This is a genomic window from Nostoc sp. FACHB-110 (assembly GCF_014697425.1).
GTDB lineage: Bacteria > Cyanobacteriota > Cyanobacteriia > Cyanobacteriales > Nostocaceae > Nostoc_B.
In genome coordinates this window covers 40074-64295 of sequence record NZ_JACJRU010000016.1, presented here as the reverse complement: position 1 = coordinate 64295, position 24222 = coordinate 40074, and the positions used below count along the sequence as shown (strand labels likewise).

14 protein-coding genes are annotated in these 24222 nt (G+C 39.9%); 3 read left to right on the top strand and 11 right to left on the bottom strand.

Going from position 1 to position 24222, the window contains the following annotated elements; translation table 11 throughout:
* Positions 1–376: 376 nt before the first annotated feature.
* Positions 377–859 carry a hypothetical protein gene (locus H6G69_RS16520; protein ID WP_190689202.1) on the top strand — a complete coding sequence of 161 codons (483 nt, stop codon included), beginning with the start codon at positions 377–379 and terminating at the stop codon, positions 857–859.
* Positions 860–915: 56 nt separating this feature from the next.
* On the opposite strand, the gene H6G69_RS16515 is transcribed toward H6G69_RS16520, so the two are convergent.
* The 5 genes from H6G69_RS16515 to H6G69_RS16495 form a co-directional block, all read right to left on the bottom strand.
* Positions 916–2352, bottom strand: coding sequence for a DUF3131 domain-containing protein (locus H6G69_RS16515; RefSeq protein ID WP_190689199.1), 1437 nt, complete (start codon positions 2350–2352; stop codon positions 916–918).
* A 156-nt stretch (positions 2353–2508) separates the two neighbouring features.
* Positions 2509–3690: a hypothetical protein gene (locus H6G69_RS16510; protein WP_242072083.1), complete on the bottom strand. Its 1182-nt coding sequence runs from the start codon at positions 3688–3690 to the stop codon at positions 2509–2511.
* A gap of 102 nt (positions 3691–3792) precedes the next feature.
* Positions 3793–4374 (bottom strand): TIGR04376 family protein, encoded by a 582-nt coding sequence (locus H6G69_RS16505; protein ID WP_190689196.1) that lies wholly within the window; start codon positions 4372–4374, stop codon positions 3793–3795.
* A gap of 258 nt (positions 4375–4632) precedes the next feature.
* Positions 4633–5826, bottom strand: a complete 1194-nt coding sequence (locus H6G69_RS16500; RefSeq protein ID WP_190689193.1) for an NYN domain-containing protein — start codon at positions 5824–5826, stop codon at positions 4633–4635.
* A 63-nt stretch (positions 5827–5889) separates the two neighbouring features.
* Positions 5890–6723: a D-alanyl-D-alanine carboxypeptidase family protein gene (locus H6G69_RS16495; RefSeq protein WP_190689190.1), complete on the bottom strand. Its 834-nt coding sequence runs from the start codon at positions 6721–6723 to the stop codon at positions 5890–5892.
* Between the two features lie 393 nt (positions 6724–7116).
* Between H6G69_RS16495 and mnmG the strand changes: the two genes are divergently transcribed.
* Positions 7117–9039, top strand: coding sequence for a tRNA uridine-5-carboxymethylaminomethyl(34) synthesis enzyme MnmG (gene mnmG, locus H6G69_RS16490; RefSeq protein WP_190689187.1), 1923 nt, complete (start codon positions 7117–7119; stop codon positions 9037–9039).
* 223 nt (positions 9040–9262) lie between these two features.
* Positions 9263–10621, top strand: coding sequence for a hypothetical protein (locus tag H6G69_RS16485; RefSeq protein WP_397326936.1), 1359 nt, complete (start codon positions 9263–9265; stop codon positions 10619–10621).
* A gap of 282 nt (positions 10622–10903) precedes the next feature.
* Here the strand turns inward: H6G69_RS16485 and H6G69_RS16480 are convergent, their stop codons facing one another.
* The 6 genes from H6G69_RS16480 to H6G69_RS16455 all read right to left on the bottom strand — a co-directional run bounded on the left by H6G69_RS16480 (position 10904) and on the right by H6G69_RS16455 (position 23990).
* Positions 10904–12448 (bottom strand): glucosaminidase domain-containing protein, encoded by a 1545-nt coding sequence (locus H6G69_RS16480; protein WP_190689182.1) that lies wholly within the window; start codon positions 12446–12448, stop codon positions 10904–10906.
* A 571-nt stretch (positions 12449–13019) separates the two neighbouring features.
* Complete coding sequence (locus H6G69_RS16475) at positions 13020–14774, bottom strand: PAS domain-containing sensor histidine kinase (protein WP_242072082.1); 1755 nt, start codon at positions 14772–14774, stop codon at positions 13020–13022.
* Positions 14775–14915: 141 nt separating this feature from the next.
* Positions 14916–17438: a PAS domain S-box protein gene (locus H6G69_RS16470; RefSeq protein WP_190689179.1), complete on the bottom strand. Its 2523-nt coding sequence runs from the start codon at positions 17436–17438 to the stop codon at positions 14916–14918.
* 328 nt (positions 17439–17766) lie between these two features.
* Positions 17767–21546, bottom strand: coding sequence for a carbamoyltransferase C-terminal domain-containing protein (locus tag H6G69_RS16465; protein ID WP_190689176.1), 3780 nt, complete (start codon positions 21544–21546; stop codon positions 17767–17769).
* A gap of 124 nt (positions 21547–21670) precedes the next feature.
* The gene (locus tag H6G69_RS16460; RefSeq protein ID WP_190689173.1) at positions 21671–23128 is read right to left on the bottom strand and encodes an ATP-binding protein; all 1458 of its coding nucleotides are present in this window, start codon (positions 23126–23128) and stop codon (positions 21671–21673) included.
* Between the two features lie 247 nt (positions 23129–23375).
* Positions 23376–23990 carry a cysteine hydrolase family protein gene (locus H6G69_RS16455; RefSeq protein WP_190689170.1) on the bottom strand — a complete coding sequence of 205 codons (615 nt, stop codon included), beginning with the start codon at positions 23988–23990 and terminating at the stop codon, positions 23376–23378.
* Positions 23991–24222: the final 232 nt, after the last annotated feature.

Sequence of the window (24222 nt, the reverse complement as noted above, 5' to 3'; positions counted from 1 at the left end):
AAAGCGCACACGGATGATTCGAGTATCGCAAGTGAATGATACACGGAAAAATTTTAAACATCAGGGTGAATTCTACGGAAATTTCTCTACTGCTTCTTTATCTTGGCTCTAGACATAAAATCAATTTGCATCTCACCTAAATACAGATTTAGTCTGTAAATCTTATATATAGCGATTCCCAGTTAAGTGAGGTACAGGTAATATTTTGAAACGCAGAGGGTCGCAGAGTTAAGCGCAGAGGTACGCAGAGATTTGTACTTCAGCAGACTAGGAAACGCTATATGTAAATTTATAACGAATTGGGTATATACACGACTATTGATTTGTATATTTTAATTCTATTGTTTTCCAACTAATTATTAATAATACTTAAACAATGAAAACATCAGAAACCAATCAACCAGAAATAACAGAAACACCATCAGAAAAATTTATGAAAAATAAGATAGATCCTTTTATTAAGGAATATCAATATCAAGTAAATTTCAATAGATTATTAGGGATTTTATTTAGTCTGACTTCTATAGGTTTAAGTCTGGGTGTCACCCTAGCAGGCATTTATGGTAAAGCTCATTTAGCTGCTGGATTAGGAGCCGCATCAGCCGCAGTTCAAACTGCATTCGGTATTTTCCCGTTAGAAAAGAGAGTATGGTTTTATCGAGCTAGTGTGGCTGAAGCACAAAAAATAAAATCTTTTCTTGAATACAAAACTGATTATACTATTGACAACATTGTTGATGATTTTGAAGTTTTAAGAACTAAAACATTGACACAAGAGCCATTAAATTCTATTCCTGATTCTTTCTCACCAAATTCCGCTACAGATAAGCAACCTAACGCATCTGTTAATAAGGAGTGAACGCTAGAGAAATTTTCTGTAAAATGAATGGTTAAAAGATACTGTACCTATGACATCTAATTGTTAACGCCTGCCCAAACAATTAACGGCTTACCAACTTGTTTATAGAGCAAACTTTCTAAAATCACACCATTATTATTAGCTGTCAGGGTTTTATTTGGCTGACGCAGAGATTCATAAAAGCCGTTATACCAACCTTTATCGGACTTTAATTTGCCGAAAACTGTATCAGCGAGAGAACGCGTGTAATCAGTGTTATAAAGTACGTGCCAGCCGATCGCCGCTTTAGCACTGAGAAAGCGTAGGTTATTATGCTGTTCTTGAGTATCGGTAATTGTTGCCCAAGGTTTGCCATTCACAAACAACGTATTATAAACAAAATAAGGCGGGCAATCTAAGTTGTCTTCGGTTAGGGCAGTTAATTCTTTTGTAGCTTGATAACGCGCTTGTTGAGCAGCTAAAATTCTATCTGCGTAAGCTTTTGGTAATGCTTGAAACCCTGTTTCAATGCCATCGAGTATGTAAGGTTCGCTGAGGACGTAGTTATTTGCACCAGAGTTGCTAGCATCGCGGTGGTCGTAAGGAATTCCCTGGTCGTAAAGATTCACAAAGGCAGTATTAGATTTATAGTCTAAGGCTTGTTTGACATCTAAACCCCAGAGTTTTAAACCATAGGCAGCATAATTTTCATAGCCTAAGCGACCTTCTTGGTTATACTGCTCTTGCCCTTGCACAACAGCAGTACCGTACATTTGCCCATTTTGAGTCAGACGTTTAACTCGCCAATGCTTCCAGACAGCTTGCACAGGCGATCGCATTTTAGGATACTTAGCTTCAACAATCTTCAGCCAAATGGCCATCCTTCCTAAATCAATGGCTGACCAACCAATTTCTTCTGGTTTATCTAACTGTCCGTAATTCACAGGGATCAGAGTTTTGGCGTTGTAGACTTTATTCGGCAGTTCACCTTTATATAAAGGTAATGATGCTAGAGTCTGCAACATTTTGCTCATTTTGGCTTCAAACTCGGCGGCTGGGATGATATTCAATTCTTTTGCACTCACCAAAGCGGCGCAAGCTGCTGCTTGATCCCACATTGTTACAGACGCAAAGCCATCTACAGAATTAACCAAGCCTGTTTTTTCGTTCCAGTTGCGTTGAAAATATGACCAAGCTAAACGTGCAGCTGCCATGTTTGCTGAGTCTAGTTTGCCGACTCCAGGCGCAATGTATGGGGTTTGGCTAACTAGTTCATCAGAATTAATTGCTGTTCCGGGCAAAACTACAGACTTAGCATCAAGTTTGGCAATCTTTTGCGCTGGCGTTTCTACTTCTTTGTCAGGAGAGATAGGCTCAGATGTTGAAGTTGCAGATTGAGAAATACGACCAGACCAAAAATTTAACGTTGCGATCGCTATTATTGCAGTTACCACTCCTCCCACAGAAGCCAGTACAGATAAACCTTTTGGTGGCGGTTGAAAATCAGAACTCATGCTATAAAAAGCCTTATATAATTTTGAATTGGGAATTACTGTTTTAATCAAGTTTCAACAATTTCATTTTTCCCAACTTTCAAAATTAACTAACAGATAGTAATAAATAATTCCTGACAATTAATTTTCATATAATTTTCTTTGCCCAGTTCCCTCTTAAAACTTGACCCGTAACTGCCCAGTTAAAGAGTCACCACCGTAAGCACTTCCCCCTGTATCTTGATTGCGTACATTACTAAAGTTATAGCCAAGGTCAGCCTCAATTTCCGGAGAAATCTTCGCTGTACAGCGAGTTTGATAAGTAGTGGCATTATCCCATTCCCCCTTAAGTCGCTGCTGTCCTAAATTTGCCGATAGCCGACAACGTAAAAAATTAACAATATCTCCTTGCCAAGCGACTTCAGCGTTGTAAACTAAAAAATCTGGTGGAGAAAAATAGCCATTAGTGCTTTCTAAATTGCGATCGTAACTCCAATTAAATAAGTTAGCTGCAAGTGAAAATTGACCAAACTTGCGTTCTAGTCTGCTAAAAGATTGAATTTCTGAATTGCCATCGTTGTAATTACCCAAGCGTAACGAAGAGAATAAGCTAGTATATCGGTCAATTTGCCAATATAAATCAGGTCCAAAACGCCAAGCTGTAATTTGATTTTCTAAAGTTTGGGCATTAAATTTATAAGGTGCTTGGTCTAAGTTAACAGATAGTATTACAGCCGAAATTAATTTACCTGAAGACGAAACTTGTGGCTGCACAATGGGGGCTGAAACTTTAGCATTAAAATTAATTGCTGTTGGTAAACGGTCAAAAACATCAACTCCTGCTGCGGTTTGCAAAGTTACATCCCCTATTTTTCCTTGCCAACCAATTTGCCAAGGAATATTAGTAACTGATTCAAAACCGCGTTGTTCAAAAAAATCAAAACCTGTTTTGATAAAATATTTATTGCCATTAGGCGATCGCCATTGAAATGTTGGTTCAATAAATAAATTATGCTGACCGAAATTATCCGTATCATTCCTAAAGTCAGTTTGGATATTTTCTAAAACAGCAAATGGCTGAATTCGTTCTTGAGGATTTGCTGGGGGACTAGGTTTTGGTGTTGGCTTTGGTAACGGTGGCGGTACTTGCAGCCCAGGATTAAAGTTTTCCGGTGCAGCAATTAAAACAGGTTTTTGTTTATCAATTTCAATATTTTCTAAATTGTTAACAGAAGTTACTGATTTTGTTAATTCCGCAGAAATTTTCCCGCTTAAAAGTGATTGAGCGGCTTGTAAATTAGCTGGTGATAATATCAAAATACCAATACTCCAAACCACCAGCCATTGAATCTGTTTCATATCAATGCCATAGCCTGCCGAAAATAATAAGTTTATGCACTACAGAAGTTTGGCATAAGTTATTAAAATCAGCCCTAATTCCCAAAGCTCAGATTCTTATAGCTACGATTTTCCCAGATTACGCTTCATCTGTTCTAATTCGTCTTCGGTTTCCCAACGGCGGAATTTTTCTTCTAAATCATCAAAACTACTAGAAGAATTCTGAGAAGAATTCCACCAGCCATTGGTTTCTAAACGTTGTTGTTGGGCTTGAGCTTGAGCGCGTGCTGTTTGGGCTTCTGCGGCTTTGGCTTGAACTTCCTGTCGGCGCACTTGAATTTTTCGCAGTAGTTCTTGTGACTGGTTAATGCGCTCTTTTAAGCCTTGCATATGTCCCCATTTCTGGTTCCCTTCACGCAGGAGGGCGGCTTCGCGCTGTTGGGCGGCTGCGGCTAAATCTTCTCTACTTGCGTCTTTGGCTTTCTGGACGCGGATATGCCAACGCTGAATTTCTTGGGCAGTGGCGAGAATATCATCTTGCGATCGCTTTTCTTGTACTTGCAAATCTGCTATCAACTTTAAAGTGTCTTCTTCTTGCTGGCGCAGTTGCTCTAACAACGCCTCTAACTCCAATTGTGGATTATTCCGCAAGAATTCCTCTAAACGGTTTTCTAAAAACCGACTCAAATCATCAAATAAGCCCACTGCCAGAACTCCAGAAGTCGGGGTGACAATTTTATTGTAGTAATAATCAACTTCAGAGGAAAGAAGAGGAAAGAATAGTTCTATACTGTATTTAGTAATTCAATGTATTATATGTAATTAGACTTATCTGCTCTATTGAACATCTTTACTATTTAGTGGCTCTGATTATCTCTAAAAATAGTATTAGAATGATTAAGAACTTTCATAGTACTACTTCTCTTAGCAAGGGTAGCTACTGCGTTCAATAGCCAGACTCCCTCAGTGGCGTAAGGGTGCTGTCAGGTGGGTGGGGGATCTTTCGCAAACATTATTTGAATTAGTATCAGTTATGGATTCTTGCACAGGAACCAAAGGAATAAAATGATCACAAACCGACATGAGGAAACGGTTGGAATGCCCTTCATATGCACAGACAATTACTGTTTTGTTATGTTCATGTAACTTTTTTGCAAGAGAAGCAAAAGCACCATCACCTGATACAATTACAAATACCTCTAGATTAGGACGAAGATTAACTAGTTCTATAGCATCAATTGCTAACTGAATGTCTGCTGCATTTCTTCTATGACCAAAATCAAAAATCTGGATTGCTTCAATTCCCAGTTTTTGAATTTCATTCCTAAGAACTCTTAACCTGGTATCACTCCAATCTGCATATGCACATTGGAGTGATACTCTCTTAACTATATCTATTTTTTTTATATTATCGTGAATTAGTTTAAGGGAAAAATTAAGATTACAATTGCTTCTGCCCATTGTTAAATTTTCAATATCGTAAAAAACTGCTGTATTGAAATTTTGTTTGGTCAATGAAGCATAATCCTTATTAATAAGGATTTGGTGTATAATGCTTTGGCTCTGTTTTAGGTCTTTATAATCAGCTATTAAATTTTTTATATCTTCGTTTTGTTCCAAGTTAACTGATTCTGGTTTTAATTCTGTTAATTGTGTCGTTAACTGCTCAACCTGTTGCTGTGTTTTTTCCAATTCTTGAGAAAAATTTTTAGATATAGAGTTTATATTAGTTTGATGTTTTTCAACCTCTGATTTGAGGTCAATAATGACATTCGATAAAATTTGCTGACGTTGTTGATAAGTTTCAGATAATGCTTGCTGTATCTTAGCCCAATCAGATGGACAAGTTTCGTAAGTACAAACCTTTAAAGATGTCTCGTAGCCTAAAATTGCAATTTGTAAGTTAATATTTTTGTCACCTTGTTCAAATTGTTGAATGATATTGCTAAATTTAAAAATAAGTTTTGCTAGATTAATAGCTGTATTAGGTTGATTTTTAAACTGCTCAATTGCCCATTTTCTTAGTAAACAAGCGAAATCATCATTCAATTGATGTAAGTTCTGCTGTAAAAGTAAGTTTACGTCTTGGTTTTGATATGCCGCTTTTAATAAATTTTGTAGGAATGGTAGTCCTGGATTACTTGCTTCATTTGGCATAAATGCACACTCAAAAATGCAATACTAATTTTAGTATTCCCTTATTTGTATAAAATCTAACTTTTACAAAGGTGTCAACCAATAACTAATTCCTTGCACAACCTGACTTTTAAACCCAAACTTGGGTAAATCTTCGGCTGGTATACCTAAATAAGTCCAGTGAGGTACATCTTTAACTACAGTTTGAAACCAACCATTTTGATTAAGTACCTGTCTTTGCTGAGGATTTGATACACCTAAATCAATTGCTAAACCCCACAGATGTTGTGATGCGCCTGGTGGTGCAACTAAACCGAGAATGGCGGTTTCTTTACCTTGTTTGACATTTTCTAAAGTTTTATTATTCGCGTACTTATGCCAAAATCTTAAATTAGTAGCAAAATTGCGCGTACAATCACTCTGGCCATATCCTGATTTTAAGGGAATATGCTGCTGTGTTCTGGCTTTATTTAATGCCTCTGCTGCGGCTTTTTGTAAATAGCAATCATTTGTTTGTGTCACTTTCTCTAATGTTAGTTGTTTTTGAAATTCTTGGGTTTCTTCTTCACTATTAAACAGCACATTTGGTGGCAATTTCACATCATTAGATGGATTGACAAATGCTGCACCATAAGAACGGAGCAAAGTATATTCATAAGTACCCAATTGTGGAAATACTTTTAATTTTGGTGTAACAGCAGATACAAAACGTTCTTGTTCAGTTAAAGGTTGGCTGGGTAAAGGGGTAGGTAATGTTGCTGCTTGAGCATTACAGTCTGAAGTTAAGCATTGATTAATTGGTTGAGCATGAGTAACTATTTGGCGATGGATACTATTGCTAGCTACTAATGCCAAACAGATAAAAATAGCAATCAAGCTAAATCTGATAAGTTTGATTTTTTTACTTAAACGTTTCATTTATTACTTAATTAGATTTAATATATGCAATAATTTTGGCTGTATTTTGACTGTAAAAATAGTTGTAATTGAGACATCCAAACAACAACTAACCAAGTCTAATTAATCAGACTTAGTTAATAATTATAAGTTTCCGACAAAGAAATATACTACTACCAGATGCCTAGTTCTTTTGATAGCTTTTTTATTAACAAGGCGCATCCTTGAAAGCACTGGATCGGCTAAAATATCATTGACCATGCGAATTTTAGATTTTGGATGGGTTTTTCGCTATAAACCGCGTCCTGTATGGATGGAATAAATCTCAAAATCCCCAATTGCGTCCCATTGTGGGCGCAGTTAATCTAAAAATTGCAAATCTAAAATCCCAAATTGTTTGACGTTATATTAAGTATGACCATGCACAATCGTGTTGAATTCCAAGACGCTTTTGATATCATTGTCGTCGGTGCAGGTCACTCCGGTTGCGAAGCCGCTTTGGCCGCTGCCCGTCTTGGTTGTCGGACTTTGCTATTGACCCTGAATTTAGATAAAATTGCTTGGCAACCTTGTAACCCAGCAGTGGGTGGCCCGGCTAAATCCCAATTGACCCATGAGGTAGATGCTTTAGGTGGGGAAATTGGCAAAATGGCAGACCGCACATACTTACAAAAACGTATCCTCAATTCTTCACGGGGGCCTGCGGTGTGGGCATTACGCGCCCAAACAGACAAGCGCGAATATGCTGCGCTGATGAAAGGAATTGTCGAAAATCAAGAAAACTTGAGCATCCGCGAAAGTATGGTCACGGATCTGATTTTGGGTGCTAATGATGAAGTTTTGGGTGTAGAGACTTATTTTGGTGTGGCGTTTGCCTGCAAAGCTGTAATTTTGACCACTGGCACTTTTTTAGGCGGGAAGATTTGGGTCGGGAATAAGTCAATGGCGGCGGGGCGCGCCGGAGAATTTGCGGCTGAAGGCTTGACCGAAACTCTCAATCGTCTGGGTTTTGAAACTGGAAGATTAAAAACTGGGACACCTGCACGGGTAGACAAGCGATCGGTTGACTACAGTAAGATGGAACTCCAGCCGGGAGATGCGGAGGTGCGTTGGTTTAGCTTTGACCCAGAAGTGTGGGTAGAACGGGAACAAATGCCTTGTCACATGACCCGTACCACCGCCGAAACCCATCGTTTAATTAGAGAAAATTTACACCTCTCGCCTGTTTATGGTGGTTGGGTAGAAGCGAAAGGCCCTCGTTACTGCCCTAGTATTGAAGATAAGATTGTGCGCTTTGTCGATAAGGAAAGCCACCAAATCTTTATTGAACCAGAAGGGCGCGATATTCCTGAACTATATATTCAAGGTTTCTCAACTGGGTTGCCCGAAAATCTGCAATTACAAATGCTGCGGAGTCTCCCTGGTTTGGAAAACTGCGTAATGCTGCGTCCGGCTTATGCTGTGGAGTATGATTATTTACCTGCTACACAGTGTTATCCCACAATGATGACTAAAAAAATTGCAGGGCTATTTTGTGCGGGACAGATTAACGGGACAACAGGTTACGAGGAGGCAGCAGCGCAGGGAATTGTCGCTGGAATTAACGCAGCGAGATTTGTCAACGATCAGGAAATGATTGTGTTTCCCCGTGAGCAAAGTTATATCGGTACACTGATGGATGATTTGTGTACGAAAGACTTGCGCGAACCTTACCGGATGCTTACTAGTCGGTCTGAGTATCGCTTACTGTTGCGTTCTGATAATGCTGACCAACGTCTCACACCTTTAGGGCGAGAAATTGGTTTAATTGACGATCGCCGTTGGGAATTATTCACCCGCAAACAAGCCCAAATCACAGCAGAAAAAGAACGCCTCTACGCTACTCGCGTTAAAGAAAACGATGAAATTGGCAAAGCGATCGCCACTAACACCCAACAAGCCATTAAAGGTTCTATCACCCTAGCTGACTTACTGCGGCGGCCAGGATTTCATTATGTTGACCTCAACAAATACGGCTTAAGCAACCCCACTCTCACCCAAGCTGAGAGAGAAGGTGCAGAAATCGACATTAAATATTCTGGCTATCTCGCCAGACAACAAAACCAAATTGAACAAGTCGCCCGTCAAGCACACCGTCCATTACCTGCGGATTTAGACTACGCCAAAATTGATACTCTTTCTAAGGAAGCACGGGAAAAATTAAGTAAGGTAAAACCACTAACTATCGGTCAAGCCGCTCGTATTGGTGGCGTAAATCCTGCTGATATTAACGCACTGTTAATATATTTGGAATTGCGTAAAACCAAGAGCCAGCCAGAGTTACCAGCATTAACGTAAGTTAAAGTTTTAACAAAGGTGAGTATAGTAGAAAGTAGGAGATGGGTATGATCGATGACATAAATTCATGACTGACATCACTACCCTTCTCCGGACTTCAGTTGAAATTGATACCACATAAAAATCAACTCGTCAAGTTTAGGCGGGTAGTTTGATATTTTTGCAAAATCCTGATTTCCAGTAGGGGCGGCTTGCCCCATCCTGGCAACCCAAACCTCAAATCATGCCTATGTTACAAGAATTCAGCACCCAACTCATCATTCCGGAACCATCAGAAGAATTTATTAGCAACGAGCCTTGGTCAATAGAAATCTATGCTGATGGTTTGATGGATGATCTGTTTGCCGATATTGACGATATTTTGGATGGCAGTGGCACGCTGTCTTCCCATACTGTCAGATATAACAACCGCGCGGCACAGCATTCTCGAGAAGCATCTGCAAGCAATTGGTACTATTCCGACTACGAGCATTTACAGACACTGAATATACCGCAAATTGTCTTGCCTAATACATTCAACCGCACTGTACAAGGCGTGCCACAAGTCAGAAATCAATATGCGAGTACAGTTGTAGTAGATACTCCATCGGCGGCGGCTGGACTCAGAAGACCTAGAAAAATCAGATTGACGTTGAGAAAACTGGTGATTTTAGGGACAGTGATTGGTGTGGCGATCGCTGGCACAATTTACTGGTTACAATCTGGTGGGCTAAGTTTGCTGACAGCAAAATTGACTCAGCAAAATCCTATGTCTCAGGCGCAACCTACACCTGTAAATGTTGAGGCAGATTTAGCTGATTATATGTTGGGTTCTTTGGCAATCATCGACCAGCAAGCCGCTAACAATAATCAAACATCTTTGCGCCTTGGTATTAACAATAGAATTAATCCTAATAGTTCATCTGTGGCCTATGCTAGCGGCTTACCTGTAGGTAATCTTCCCTCTCCCCTCACAGCTAACAATACAGCCCCAGTTCCTGGCCGTTCTGCTAACAACGTTGTTGAACGCATCTATATTCCTGTTTATCAAGCCCCATCGCCTATGCGCTACGGGCTACCGCGTCTACCAGGTACGCCCCTTCCGTTACCACCAGTAGCCAATGCTCAACAGACAACTCAACCGAGTGCTGTGAAAACTGCTTTAAATACTATTAAGCAACCAGGCAAACCCGTGAGTGTGAATATGTTAGCGGCTGCTGTGCGTACTGACCTCAAACCTGTAGCTGTGCGAACCGCACCCATCACTGTGCGGCAATCTGCTAGCCCGATTCCGGCATTACCTGTGAGTGCGCTGCGTCCTGCACCAACTCAAATGGCTAGCTTGGATGCAGCCCCAACCAGCACTCCACAAGTATATGTGGCAACTAATACTACACCTACTCCCACCCATACTTTAGAGGGTGTTTTGGAATTAGGAAATAAGTCTGCGGCTTTATTTCAAGTTGATGGTGTGACTCGCCGCATCAATATCGGAGAAAGTATTGGTAATAGCGGCTGGACTTTAGTAGAAGTCAATAACGGTGAAGCGATCGTGCGACGTAATGGTGAAGTTCGTTCTATTTATACTGGGCAGAAATTGTAAAAAGCTCCTGATTTTCTCCCAAGCTAATAATTAAATACGGAGTTTAATCCACAAAAGAAAACTGGTAGGCAAAAGTTTCATCTACCTGAGCTTTAGCATGATGATAAATAGACTAATTTTATTTAGTTTATCTTTAACATTTAACCTGCATGAGCAGGTTTTTTTATGTAATCCTGCTTAGATAATATATCACGATTTTTGTGATTATCTAGTAATTTTACAGTATTTAATTTCTACGCAAGTTTTTGATTAGTTAATCGTTATTTAAATTGCATAGCATAATTAAGCTTTGAATGGTGGATTAATTTCAAAGTGAATATGATGATCGTGACCACTAGCCGCTTGACAAAGACCTTCTGCAATTAATTGGCGATCGTTGAAGAACACTACTCTGACTAGTTTTTGTCGGCGAATAGATTGTAAAATAGCGCGTGCTGCTTCTTGGTCATATTGTGGACTTGTCCAAAAAATACCGCCAAAGCTACCATCTTTTTTGGGCAAGAAAACATCACACATCATACCTGTTTCATGTCCTTGATGGTCGGGAGTATCGCCTCCATGCGGTAGACTCACATCATTGATAGCGAATGGTGCAGTATTGGGACGAGTACGCCGATAGTTTTGGTGATAATCTTGAGCAATATCTTTAATAGCATTAGCTAGCCAGTGTGTGCCAAAATCGTGCTGATCGTTGGTTTGTGCTAATTCGGCATTCACAAAACCGTTTTGTAAGTCACTGTCAGGCATAATTACCCATTTCGGCGCGTTAGCGGCTTGTAACCATTGATGAGTTATACCGTTGACATCAACTCTACCGTCGCCTTTAACTGTGCTGCGTCCTGCAATAATAGATTGAAATAGGCGAATTGCCTCATCTAATCCTCTGTCTCGCAGTGGGGTGTGAGGATCGCCTACCCAGGTGTAACCTAGCTCATACAAGCGTGCTTTAATAGCTTTAATATCATCAGCTTTGTTAACTCCGCCAACGCCCACACTCCCCGACAGTTTAATTATCTTTGCGCCTGGGTCGTTGGATAATGAATCATTTTGTTGCGTAATAGGAAATACTTGCAAGCGGAGTTCTAGACTTTGATTAGCAACAGTGAGCAAAATTTTGCGATCGCCTGTTTTGGTAAAAGCATATTCAAATTGCCATTTACCATCTTGACCAATTGTCACACTTTCAACAGTTAATTTATCATCAACTGTCACTGATAGCACTTTACCTTTATCTGCTAACCTTGCCTTTCCTTCTACGCTAAAAACTTGCCCAATTACAACTTCTTTGGGCGCACGAATCAGTTGTAATTGCTCAGGTACACTAGGAATGACAACACCTGTTGCACTAGCTAGTAATTTCTGCGCTTCTGGCAGTAAGTTGATAACTTTAGCGACATAATTAGGGTCTGCTGAGTAACCTTTTGTCTTAATAAAACCAACAAAATTTTCGGGAGTATTCGTGTGTTCTTCTAACCCTTTATAAGGTGAACGTGTTAAAAACTTCCAATAACCAATCAAAAAAGCATCAATATCTTTAAACTGGCAAAATTCTACATCTTTTACCTCAGATTGTACTTTGATTTTCAATGGTTCGGCAAAACCTCTCATATCAGGGTCGCGCCATTTTAATCCAGCAAAATTATTCGCTTGAATAGCAAGTTCGCTGTTACCTCTGCCAGATTCTAATAACCATTGAGCCAGAGTAGTTTCTTTTAAAATTTGATGATTAATTTCTGGAATTTTCTTGGTATCAATACCAACTTGATTAAAAATTATGCCTAAATCAGTGTTGAAATATTTAGTGACTAAATCATCTAATTTTTCCATAAAGTTAGTTTGTGAAATTATTTAATCTATAATTTTTATTGCAGATTAAGGGCAAATTTAATTTAGGTAAATCGACCAATATTAATTCACATCTTGCACCTAGCCTTGGCGAATGGAATTCGCTAGGTGCAAGATATGTGTTAATGAACTTATATTTAATATGAAGTAGGATTTTGAACAGATTTATCAGTATTGGCTATAGCAATATTATCCACTGTTAGCCAAAACCAGTGTCAAGCTTTGGAAGCAAAACTTAAAATATAATTATTAAAAGTTGTCAAGTAGCGATTAAAAACTAGATAAATCAAATTTTTTAGGAAAACAAAACTTAGAGGTTGTTTCAAAAGTCTAATTTATTACTTTTCTTGGCGATTAGACATCGCGCGCCACTGAGGGAGTCGGGGAACCCGCCCAACGCAATGGCTTGGCTACACAGACAAAACCCACCTGCGTGGGTTCAAAACCATTGATTGTTCATTAGTCCGCGCAGGTGGTCACTGAGCTTGTCGAAGTGCGGACTTTGTTTGTGTAGTAGCGAATTATATTCGCCCAAAACTTTTAAAACATCCTCTTAGGCAGGATGATTAAGGGGTAATGTAAACCAGAAAGTTGCTCCAGCTTCTAAACCATTTTCTAAGCCGATTTCCCCACCATGAGCATGAATAATTTGCTTACATAAATATAACCCCAATCCCAAACCAACAGAATTACGATTATTCCCCCGAAAATATAAATCAAACAGGCGATCGCTTTGCTGTTTGCTGATGCCCACACCATTATCGCTCACAGTACAATAGATTTTATCGCTCTGAATTTGAGCATTAATTGTAATGTGTAACCCTGGCGGATTATGTTTAATGGCATTGCCAATTAAGTTAGAAAACACTCGCCACAGTTGGGTAGGGTCGGCATTGATTGATGGTAAATCTGCGGTCACTAAATTAGATAGGGTAGTTTGATTTTTGGTGAGCATTGGCTCTAAATCTGCGATCGCATTGGCAACAACGGTATATAATTGCAAGGGTTGTAGTTGCAAAACTACGCCTTGCACTTCATTGGTATGGGCTTCCATTAACGAGTTAAGCAAACTTAGCTGGCGATCGCAACTTTGCTCCATCCGCTCTAAAATTGCTCGTGATATGGGAATTTGGGAAGACGTATCATTTGCATTGAGCAAATTCCTCAGCACCATCAAGCTTCCTAAGACTGGGTTGCGTAAGTCGTGAGAAACTGCATGGAAAAATACTCGCACCGCTTCTTCTGCTTGCTTGCGTTGGGTAATATCTTCAATTAACCCTTCATAATACAGCAGCTTTCCGGCTGCATCCCGCACAGCGTAGGCTTTTTCGGAAATCCAAACCACGCTTTTATCTTGGCGATAAATTTGCGATTCAAATTCTGCAACAATGCCATACTTTTCAATTAACCGCACAAATTCCGCTCGGCGACTAGAATCAACATACAATTGATTTTCAATGTCGGTAAAATTCGCTGTCACCTCTTCTGGAGATGAATAACCGTAAATTTTCGCTAGTGCTGGGTTAGCCGTAATGTAGCGTCCATCAGGGCTACTTTGAAAAATACCTTCAATTGCGTTTTCAAAAATGCTGCGATATTTGGCTTCTGCTAGCGCTAGTTTTTTGTTAGCGGCTTCTAATGCTTGACGGGCATTAAACTCAGAATATTGCAGGCGATCGTATAAGTAAACCCCAACATCGCAGATAGTACAGAACCAAAATATATACAAAATAAACGTCACATTGTATATTTCTAGATGCCCTGGCAAAATTGGCTTTAGCCCTAATGCTGTGTTCACAGCAAAAAAATAAATGAGAATACCTAGTTGAGATAGCAAGTGCAACAGCCAACGCACTGGCATAAATATTGCTTGGCTGAGGAATAAAAGTGACCAACCCAAGTTGTCAGGTAAGGCAAAACCATTAATAGTGGCAAATAGCTGTGATGTAAAGCTAATTGACCAAGATATCCCTAAAAATAACCTGCCTGGATGGCGATGACCAAATTGGGTTTTGTGTAAGCCAAAGCAGACAAGTAAACTCAGCAGCATAATAATATTAATAGCTACGCCCTGAATCCTAATTACTTTGGGTAGCTGTGCCAATTCTTGTAAAGGAAAAAATAAGTCATAAATATTTCGGACAGTAAAACTCAATAAGCAAATAAGTGCTAGCCACAACCATAGGCGTAACCTCTGCCAGAGAAAATGTGTACGCCAAGATTGGTATTCAGCAGTATTTACATCTATTGTTGGTGTAGAAAAAACTTGTTTACACCATCTTGCTAATTGTTGCAATAAGCTAGCCATCAGTGTTTTACCAACTTTGACCATACTATCGCAGGTGTTGTGCGATTTTCCAACGGCAACCACACCCTCATTATTATGGTGACTTGTGATCAGGAAATAGGCTAGTTTAGTCTACCTTATCATAGATGCAAGGTGCTGTAATTATTGTGCTACAGGCAATGTCAACGAAAATTTTAACCCGCGTTGGTGTTGGCTAATCACATTAATTTCACCGCCGTGGGCTTGAATAATTTGCCGACAGAGGTACATTTTTAATCCTAAAATGGTGGAACAAGGTGCTTGCGGATCGCGCACATACAGATCGAAAAAGCGATCGCACTCTAATTGACTTATACCGACACCGTTATGTTCAATTTGAATATGAACCATCCCAGCTTTCACAGTAGCCCTCACACAAAAGCTGAGTCCTGGTGGATTGTTTTGCAAACTATAAATAAATAAATTCAGCAAAACTCGCTGTAACTGAGTAGAATCTCCCAGTAGTGATGGCAAATCTGCACTCACTAAATTTTTTAAGGTTGCCTGATTTTGCTCTAGCAGTGGTTGTAATTCCACAAGAATTGATTCTAACAGTGTACTGAATTTCATCTGTTGCCGATGGAGAGTCACTCCTTGCTCCATGAAAGAATGAATTTCTAGCAAGCAGTTAATCATGCCCAGTTGGCGATCATTGCCTTGAATCATGCGATCGATAATAGAACTAGAAACTGGGATTAGGCATGGGGCTGAATTTGCTTTTTCTCCGGCTTTTGTTACCTCTACACCTTGATTTTTGAGTAAATTCTTGAGTACCATCAAGTTCCCCATCACCGAAGTTTTTACATCATGGGCAACTGTATGTAAAACCACGTCTTTGACTTGTTGGAGTTTTCCCAGTTCCTGCATTTTTTGTTGCAATTGGGCGGTGCGTTCTTCTACCTGCTGTTCTAAATTAGTGTTGAGTTGGGCGAGTTCTTGGTAGAGTTGTACTTGCTGAATAGCGATCGCTAATTGTTCTGATAATTGCAAAAGTAAATCTATTTCGATTGGTTGCCAATGACGGGGGCCAGAACATTGGTTAGCAATTAACGCCCCAAACAATTCATCCCCCAGCATAATGGGTACAGCCAATGTCGCCTTTGTTTGGAATTTTTGATAATGGGCTTGTAATTTTTGCGATACTGTTATTTGATTGATATCTTCCACTACGCGAATGCGATGAGTAGATAAGATAGTCTTAAATTCTTGCAGATAACTTTTATCCTCGGTTGTCCAACCTAAAATCGATGGATATTGAGGATTGACTGATTCCGCAACGGTTTTAGCTTTAAACTCACATTCAGTCAACCCAATAAAAACCCGATCAGCTTGCAAAAATTGCCGTACTTCCGTCACAGTAGTTTGCAGAATTTCTTCTAAATTCAGCGAAGAGCGAATGCGTACCAAAGTTTCCGTCAACAAGCGATCTCGTTGTGCTGCTAGTCGCATTTGCGCTTCTGCTTGCTTGCGGGCAGTGATATCATGATTAATTGCCAAAATGCAAGGCACACCATCTAAATCAATCACATCCGCAGACAGCAGCGTTGTTAATACCTCACCAGATTTGCGGCGAAAAGCAAATTCTAAATTACGAATTGCGCCTTGAGTTTGTAACTGATGTAATAGCTGTGGGCGCTCGCTTTCATTAAACCAGATGTTTAAATCAAGTGCAGTATGTCCAATAACTTCTGCTGGTTCATAGCCGGAAAGTCTAATAAAACTATCGTTAACTTCTATGAAGCGTCCTTCATGGAGTGTACTGATAGTAATTGGGTCAGGGCTGCAACTAAAAGCTTTAGCAAATTTTTGCGCCAAATTGCGGAGTGAGTTTTCTGCTTGTTTACGTTCTGTAATATCTCTGACAATTGCTAATACTTCATCTGGGCCGCTCTTGACTAACCGCGCCTCATAATCTCGCATTCCCCCAGGCGTGGGTAGTTGATATTCGCAAGTTTGTAAACTTCCCGCATCTAAAGTTCTGGTGATAGTTTCTTGCCCAATCAAGGCTATATCACTGGGTAACAAATCTCTCATGTTTTTACCGACTATTTCTTCTTTAGCCAGAGTGAGATTTGCACTTTCGCCTTTTAAATCAAGATATTCACCATCACGGCTCATGCGAAACATTAAATCAGGAATAGCATCCAAAATTGCTTGATACCTCGCTTCACTTGCACGCAACTTTTCTTCTGTTTGTTTTCTCTCGGTAATATCTGTCACCAAACCATCACAAAGAATCTCGCCATTATCTTGGGCTGCTAATTGACAAGCCCCTTGAATCCACTTTATTTTGCCACTCTTGGTAATGATGCGACCTTCCCAATGCCAAGGCTGAAGCGTAGCAAAAGCCACACCCAAAGATTTCGTGAAGCTGATTTTATCTTGGGGGTGGATTATTTGGTACAAAATTTGCCAGTCTGCTTGTATAATTTCTGGCTCTAATTCACATAAAGCAATACTTCCAGAACTTACATATAATACAAGCTGCGAACCATCCAGTTGTTGTCGAAATTGAAAAATCATCCCTGGTAAGTTAGCAGCGATTTTTTCCAATAGAGCGATCGCCTCTGGTGGAAAATCTGGCTTATATAATAATTTTACGGCTTCATCCACTCTTTCATCCTTTGATATACAAGCAACTGGCATAATTTTCCAGGAGATTGTAACTATTACGACAATTTTGCTTCTGTGGAAAAGAGTTAACAGACGCAAAACATAGTCTTATTTCAGGTTAATTCCTAGTGGAGCGATCGCATTCACCCAATCGGGTGAACTAGTTGCTAATTAACTAAGATGAACTAGGTATACTAATAATTGATGCAAAAGTAACGCAGGTATGACAAAAATTAAATCATGCCAGGTTTATATCTATCAAAAGTAGCAAATCAATTAATTGATCAACATCAAGCCAATCAACATACCCATAAATTCCCGTAAAAATATTTTTACGGCATCATGAACAATTCCCTACTCCCTAACGCAGATAGGAAGAAATACAAGTAGGAGTTGTTTTAGTTTCTAATTCCTCAATTTTAAAACCTTCGGCTGGTGGTGGATCACTCAATCGCCGATTGCGGTTTAAATTGGGAGTTTCTAGTGTTAAATAAAGAATCCCCTTGTAAATTAACTCACAAAGCCAACCATGATTAATAGCTGTGGCATAAAACGCCCATTTAGGCTGACATTGAATGATATCTTGCAGCAATCGATACATTTGTTCGCTAATCGGATAAGTCGTGAAATAGGGGTTATTGGGAGAAAATAACTCAATTTGACGTTCTCCTGTACGGTGGTTAGTTTCTAGTCGGAATTGCAAATCACCAGAGATTACCAAAAAATAATCGTCAATTTTTTGGGTTGCTAATAATTGCCGTTGGCGGAAATATTCTTGTACCTGCTGATAAATTGGCTTTGTTGGGTTGTGGATGGTGCGGCTGTAGTAAGAACCTTGAGTATGAGGCTCTTGATAAATGAGGATGTAACCAAAATTAACTGCTTTTAAACCTCTGGTGTGGAAGTTTTGCAGCCATTGGTCTAATTCTGTGTTGTACTGTTCCCAACTTTGGTTAAAAGCTGTGTGACAGTGAGGTACTGAGAACAAAATATCATTGCGATCGGCAGTACTTAATACTAATTTATGGGCTGCGCCACCCCGCCACCAACGTTCTAGCTTAGATTCATACTCTTGAATATTTACTAAGTCTGTAACAATAAACAACTTACCCTGGGGTGTCAACTTGTTCGCACTCTCAGAAATAATCCGCTCTAAAATTGCTTCGCCGTCCACTCCACCATCACGAAAACGGCATTCTTGGCTAGGACTCGCCACAAACGGGGGATTCGCCAAAATTGTATCGAATTCGCCAGTCACAGCATCGTAGAGATTGCCTAGAGAGAACTGAACATTAGAAATACCATTAAGTTGAGCGTTAAACCGTGCAAATCGAATTGCTCTAGGATTAATATCCACACCAACTACAACTTTGGCATAACGGCTGGCGATTAAACTTTGAATACCGCTACCACTACAAAGATCCAACACTCGATTCGCTGGAGATTGAGGCGCAGTACAAACCAACCCCATACTATCCATACCTACATACATCACCGCATCTTCATCAATGTGATCTTCTGTCAAAATCATGTAGCGATGATCTGTAGTGATGTAGAGTCCAGCAACAGCAAAGATATCGACTCTAGATGCCCAATTTTCCCCCCGTTGAATTAACATTCCTAAGCTACACAGGGTTGTAAATATTTTCTCGCCAAAGATTGCCAGGAGTTTAGCTTGAGGTAATGCACCCCGTAATAAAAACAGCCGAATTAAATCGCCTAAAGGAGATTGGGGTAAGAGGTAGCGATCGTAGTAGTGTAGATATGTCGGCTCGATTTGTTGTTGGGAAGTAATGCCTAAGAGTTGGCAAATATTAACTTCGTTGTAGCCAGCTTGTTGGAGACATCCATACAAGTGACGCAAGATATGTCTAGCCGAAAAGTTTTCATCTGCAAAAGGCGCAAAGGTTTGAGCGCAGACGGTTGGTAAGGTTGAATCTTGGGGTAATGGTTGAATGTAGGGATATGCAGATTCTAGTCTGTAGATGCAAAGTTGTGCTTGCGCCCATTCAATACGTTTGGTAAATTCCCAGTTAGTCAAGCGCAAATCTACGCGCATTTGTTCTAGCCAACTCTCTGGCGCATTGAGAACAGCAAGTAATAGCTTAATTTCTTCAAATGTATAGTTAGAAGGTGGTACTTGTTGCTTAAGGTCTACCAAAGTGGATGTACCCAAGGGGTTGAGGAGTAAAATCACATCCCCAGACAGTTTAGTTTGCAGCGAATTATAAAAGGGGGTTGTGGGGAAGAGTGTACTAGTTTCTTTATATTGCGCCCCTTGAGCCGAAAGCACCTGCAATTCTTCCCAAGACCAAGGACAACCCACAGTCTCACCAAAGAATAATGCTCGGTCAAGCTTGGCCATTAACTCGGTAACATCGGGTGCATTGGGGGGAAGGCCTTGCGGTAGGGTAACTTCGCCGACATTGGCTAGATGTTCTTCGTAACTCCGCATTGGTACATACTTTTTGCCAATCCAAAAGTTACCGATCGCTAGATAATCTATATCTGTACCCAAAAAAGTAGCGATCGCTTCTAAAGGTGTTTCAATAATCGGCTGTCCTGCTACATTAAAGCTGGTATTGAGTAACACAGGCGGCCCTTGTCTTTCTTCGACTAATTTGTAACAAAGTCGATAAAAGTATGTATTTTCACTCTCGGTAACAGTTTGCACCCGTCCTGTACCATCCACATGGGTAATAGCTGGCAGTTGCTCTTGAAACTCTGGCTTCAGGGGTGGTACTAGCAACATAAAAGGCGCAGCTACTTGCTGTTCAAATACCTGTGATACTGCCTCTAAAGGAATGACTGGTGCAAACGGACGAAAGGCTTCGCGGAACTTGACCCGCATATTTAAAATATCCTTCATCCGTTTAAAAGTAGGATCAGCCATGATAGAGCGATGTCCTAAGGCGCGCGGCCCGTACTCCGAGCCGCCTTCAAACCGAGCGACAATGCTGCCTTGTGCGAGTGCTTTAGCACTGCGCGCAATCATTTCATCGGGGGTTAATTCCTCAACTTGAATAGAGTCTTGAAAGTGACGAATAGCTTGAGAAACTTGCTCGTTATCGTATTGACGACCAAGAGTTGCTTGAGTTAAGCGGACTCGCTTTTGTCCATCACCGAGGGTATTGTATGCCCATAAAGCGCAACCTGCGGCAATGCCACTGTCACCGGCTGCGGGAAAAATGAAAATATCTTCTAGTTGCAGTTGTTTTAACAGTTCGTAGTTAGCAACCGAATTTAAGCCTACCCCTCCAGCAATACACAGCTTACGCAGTCCGGTGCGTTTGATAGCCAAGCCCACAATATGGAGTAATGCTTGCTCTAGCTCTTTTTGCACTTTATAAGCTAGGTCAACTAAATAAGGACGCAGATAAGGCTTACCTTCGCCAGTGTCATAGCTTTTTTCTAACGCGGCGACTTCTAAAAAGATATCGTAAGCCGAAATTTTCAGGCTGTAAGAATCTTGTTTTGTGTGAATCCAACGATGCCAATTTGGTTGCTCTTTTCCATAGGGAGCTAAACCCATGAGTTTACCCGCTTCAGCGTGTTGAATCTTCTCGCCTACTTTGGTGACAAACCCAGCTTTGCGGGTGATGTACTCGTAAACAAAACCGAGGGTAGAAAGCTGCGCTAAGTGAGCCGCTACCATCTCATTATGTAGGGTGGTGATGGTCTGTCCCCGGCCTTCATAGAGGGTGTAGGATTCGGTGTCATGAGCCGGAGTGGTACTACCAGAAGCATCTACAACCAAAATCAATGCTTCATCAAATCCCGAAGGCCAATAAGCAGAGTAAGCATGAGCCAAATGATGGCTAGGAATTCGTGTGACTTTATCGGTAATTTCCGCAGGCATGACGCGGCGGAGAATATCTGGCGCACAATCATGGCCAGGCATATTGGCAGTGATGGTTGCCAAATCACTTAAGGTAATGTTGCAGGTATCTAAGCAGTAACGAATTGCTTCTGCGGGAAGCTGCATTTGGGCAGCGACACCAGGCGCATGAAGCATATAGCCGGGACTATATTTGTGGCGGTCGAGTCGTTCTTGTTCAATTGCTACGACAATTTCACCATCTTGAGCGATCGCAACTGAGCGTTCATGTCCTAAATTAATACCGAGATGATATTGGGTCATTACTTTATTGCCTCTTGTAATAGAAATTGCCCTTTTGAAGTTTGTTGCTCAAAATTGACTCTTTAATCAGCCATCAAAAATAGGTACTTACTCTGGAACTAAATTTTTGTCTAACCCAATATAATCATCCAAGTATATTTGCCAGCGAAATCGGCAACTGAATTAAAAACTCCGTACCTTTACCTAGCTCTGAGGAACACTCTAATATTCCCCCGTGTTTCTCCACAACTATTTGATAACTAATAGAAAGACCTAAGCCTGTACCTTGACCCACTGGCTTTGTCGTAAAAAATGGGTCAAAAATTTGTTTTCTCGTTTCTTCTGACATCCCAATCCCATTATCAATAATCCGGATTGTGACATAATTATTGTTATAAATATCAGTCACAATCTGGATACTAGGAATGTGGGAATTTTCTGGCTCTAATACATGATTTTGATTTCCTCCATCAGTATTTTTACAAGGGTACAAAACTGCATCAATAGCATTACTCAGCAAATTCATAAATACCTGATTTAATTGACCAGCATAGCACTCCACTAAAGGTAATGTGCCATATTGTCTAATCAATTCAATCGGCGGGCAAGTTTTGGAACCTTTGAGTCTACTTTGTAAAATCATTAAAGTGCTATCAATACCTTCATGAATATCAACAGCTTTAATTTCTGCTTCATCTAAGCGCGAAAAGTTGCGAAGAGACATGACAATTTCACAAATTCTATCTGCCCCTATTTGCATAGAATTCATAATTTTAGGTAGGTCAGATAGAAGGAAATTCAAATCTATTTTTTTTATCTTTTTTTTAACTTCCTCTGCTGGTTCAGTATAATGTTGCTGGTAAATACAAACTAAATCTAACAACTCTTTAATATATTCATTGGCGTGGATGATGTTACCATAAATAAAGTTAATTGGGTTATTGATTTCATGGGCAATTCCCGCAACTAGTTGACCCAAACTGGACATTTTTTCAGCTTGAATTAGTTTAGTTTGGGTTTTTCTGAGTTCTTTTAAGGTTGCTTCTAGTTGCTGTTTTTGCTGCTTTAACTGTTCTCTTGATTCTAAGAGTGTGGCTTCTGTTTGTTTCCGTTCAATATTTTCAAATCTTAATTGCTGAATTCGGATTTGTAATGCTTCGTTGGCCTCTCGTAATGCAGCTTGCGCTCGTTTGCGATCGGTGATATTGGTTAAAGAACCAGAAATTTCGCCTTGAGCCTCACAGCGAGCCGACAATTCTAACCAGATAATTTCGGTGTTTTGATGATGAAACCTTAATTCCTTACAAGTTAGGTCACTTTTATGATGTATTTGTTCTAAAAAATTGAGCCAAATTTCTCTATCTTCCGCGTGCAAGTAATCGTCAATCGGACGATTTAAGCATTCTAAGGCATCATATCCTAAAGTGAGAGTCCAAGCTTTATTCAACAATGTAAAATTACCAGCACGATCACATTTAAAAACAATTTCACGCAGATTTTCGACTAGTTCTCTATATCGTCTTTCTGATTCTGATATTTTTTCGATTAAACGGTATTGAATCTGGGTATGTAGCTCGTTGTCAGCCAAAAAATCGGGTTTCATATAAAAATCTGGTTGTGGAGGATTTGACAGGTTTGACTGAATCTTGTCTCGCTCTCATACTAGAAAACACCTTCTTCAAGAGACCCTGATTGAAAAATTAATCCGATAGAATGCGGGCTAAGATAAATGTGCTTATTTTCGAGACATATTTCATTCAACACAAGACGCAGAACTTTAACGCTACGACTCAATAACTGACATAACGTTAAAGGAATCTATGATTAAAAGTAATTTCAGAATGAATATTTCACGTAGGCACTGTTAACTCTAAACGGTTGAGGAGTTCTTTATGAGTCATCACATCTGCATACAAAGGAAAAATACTAGCACAATAAAATTCTTGTTCAAATATGGTACGAGCAGAAGTGCAATCAGACAAAATTGTCACATGATAGCCTTTTTCGTGAGCTGACCTACCTGTAGAGTCAATACATATAGATGTCACAGCACCAGCTATGACCACATTTGTTATGTTTTGCTGTTTGAGAATTTCATTAAGGTTAGTATTGATAAACGCATTAAATCCTCGTTTACCAGGTACTTCTAAAATTCGGTCTTTAAAAGGATGTAGTTGTTCAATTGTTTCTGAACCTGGGGTTCCCATCTGAAAAGCATTGACTTCTTTGATAGTTTTCAAAATACCAATTGGTTCAATTAATTCTTCGTAGTTAGATGTAAAAAATATTGGGGTTGTAATTATTAATGCAGGTGAAGAGGTAAGGCATTGAAGCAGATGCACAGTGTTGGATATGACATTGGTGACTTTGGCTGATTCCTCCACTACTCCATAGAGAATTCCATTGGGTGAGAAGTAATCATTTTGATAGCCAATTAAAATCAATGCCGTTTTGCGAGGTTCCATACGTAAATGTATTAGTCGTTGTAAAAATAAAACTAAGTTTTCAGGCAATATGGTTCAGTTAAGAAAGCTTCTCTATTAAGGCAAAGAAACAGGAAACGAAGAGCAGCAAAAGAAAAAATGCTTACCTGAACTGTATTGGGATTTAATGTTGTCTTCAGAACATCATCAACTTATACAAGAATCCGGTTTGATATCTGAATCTAGTGGTGTAGGTAGGGAGTAGGGTTAGGGG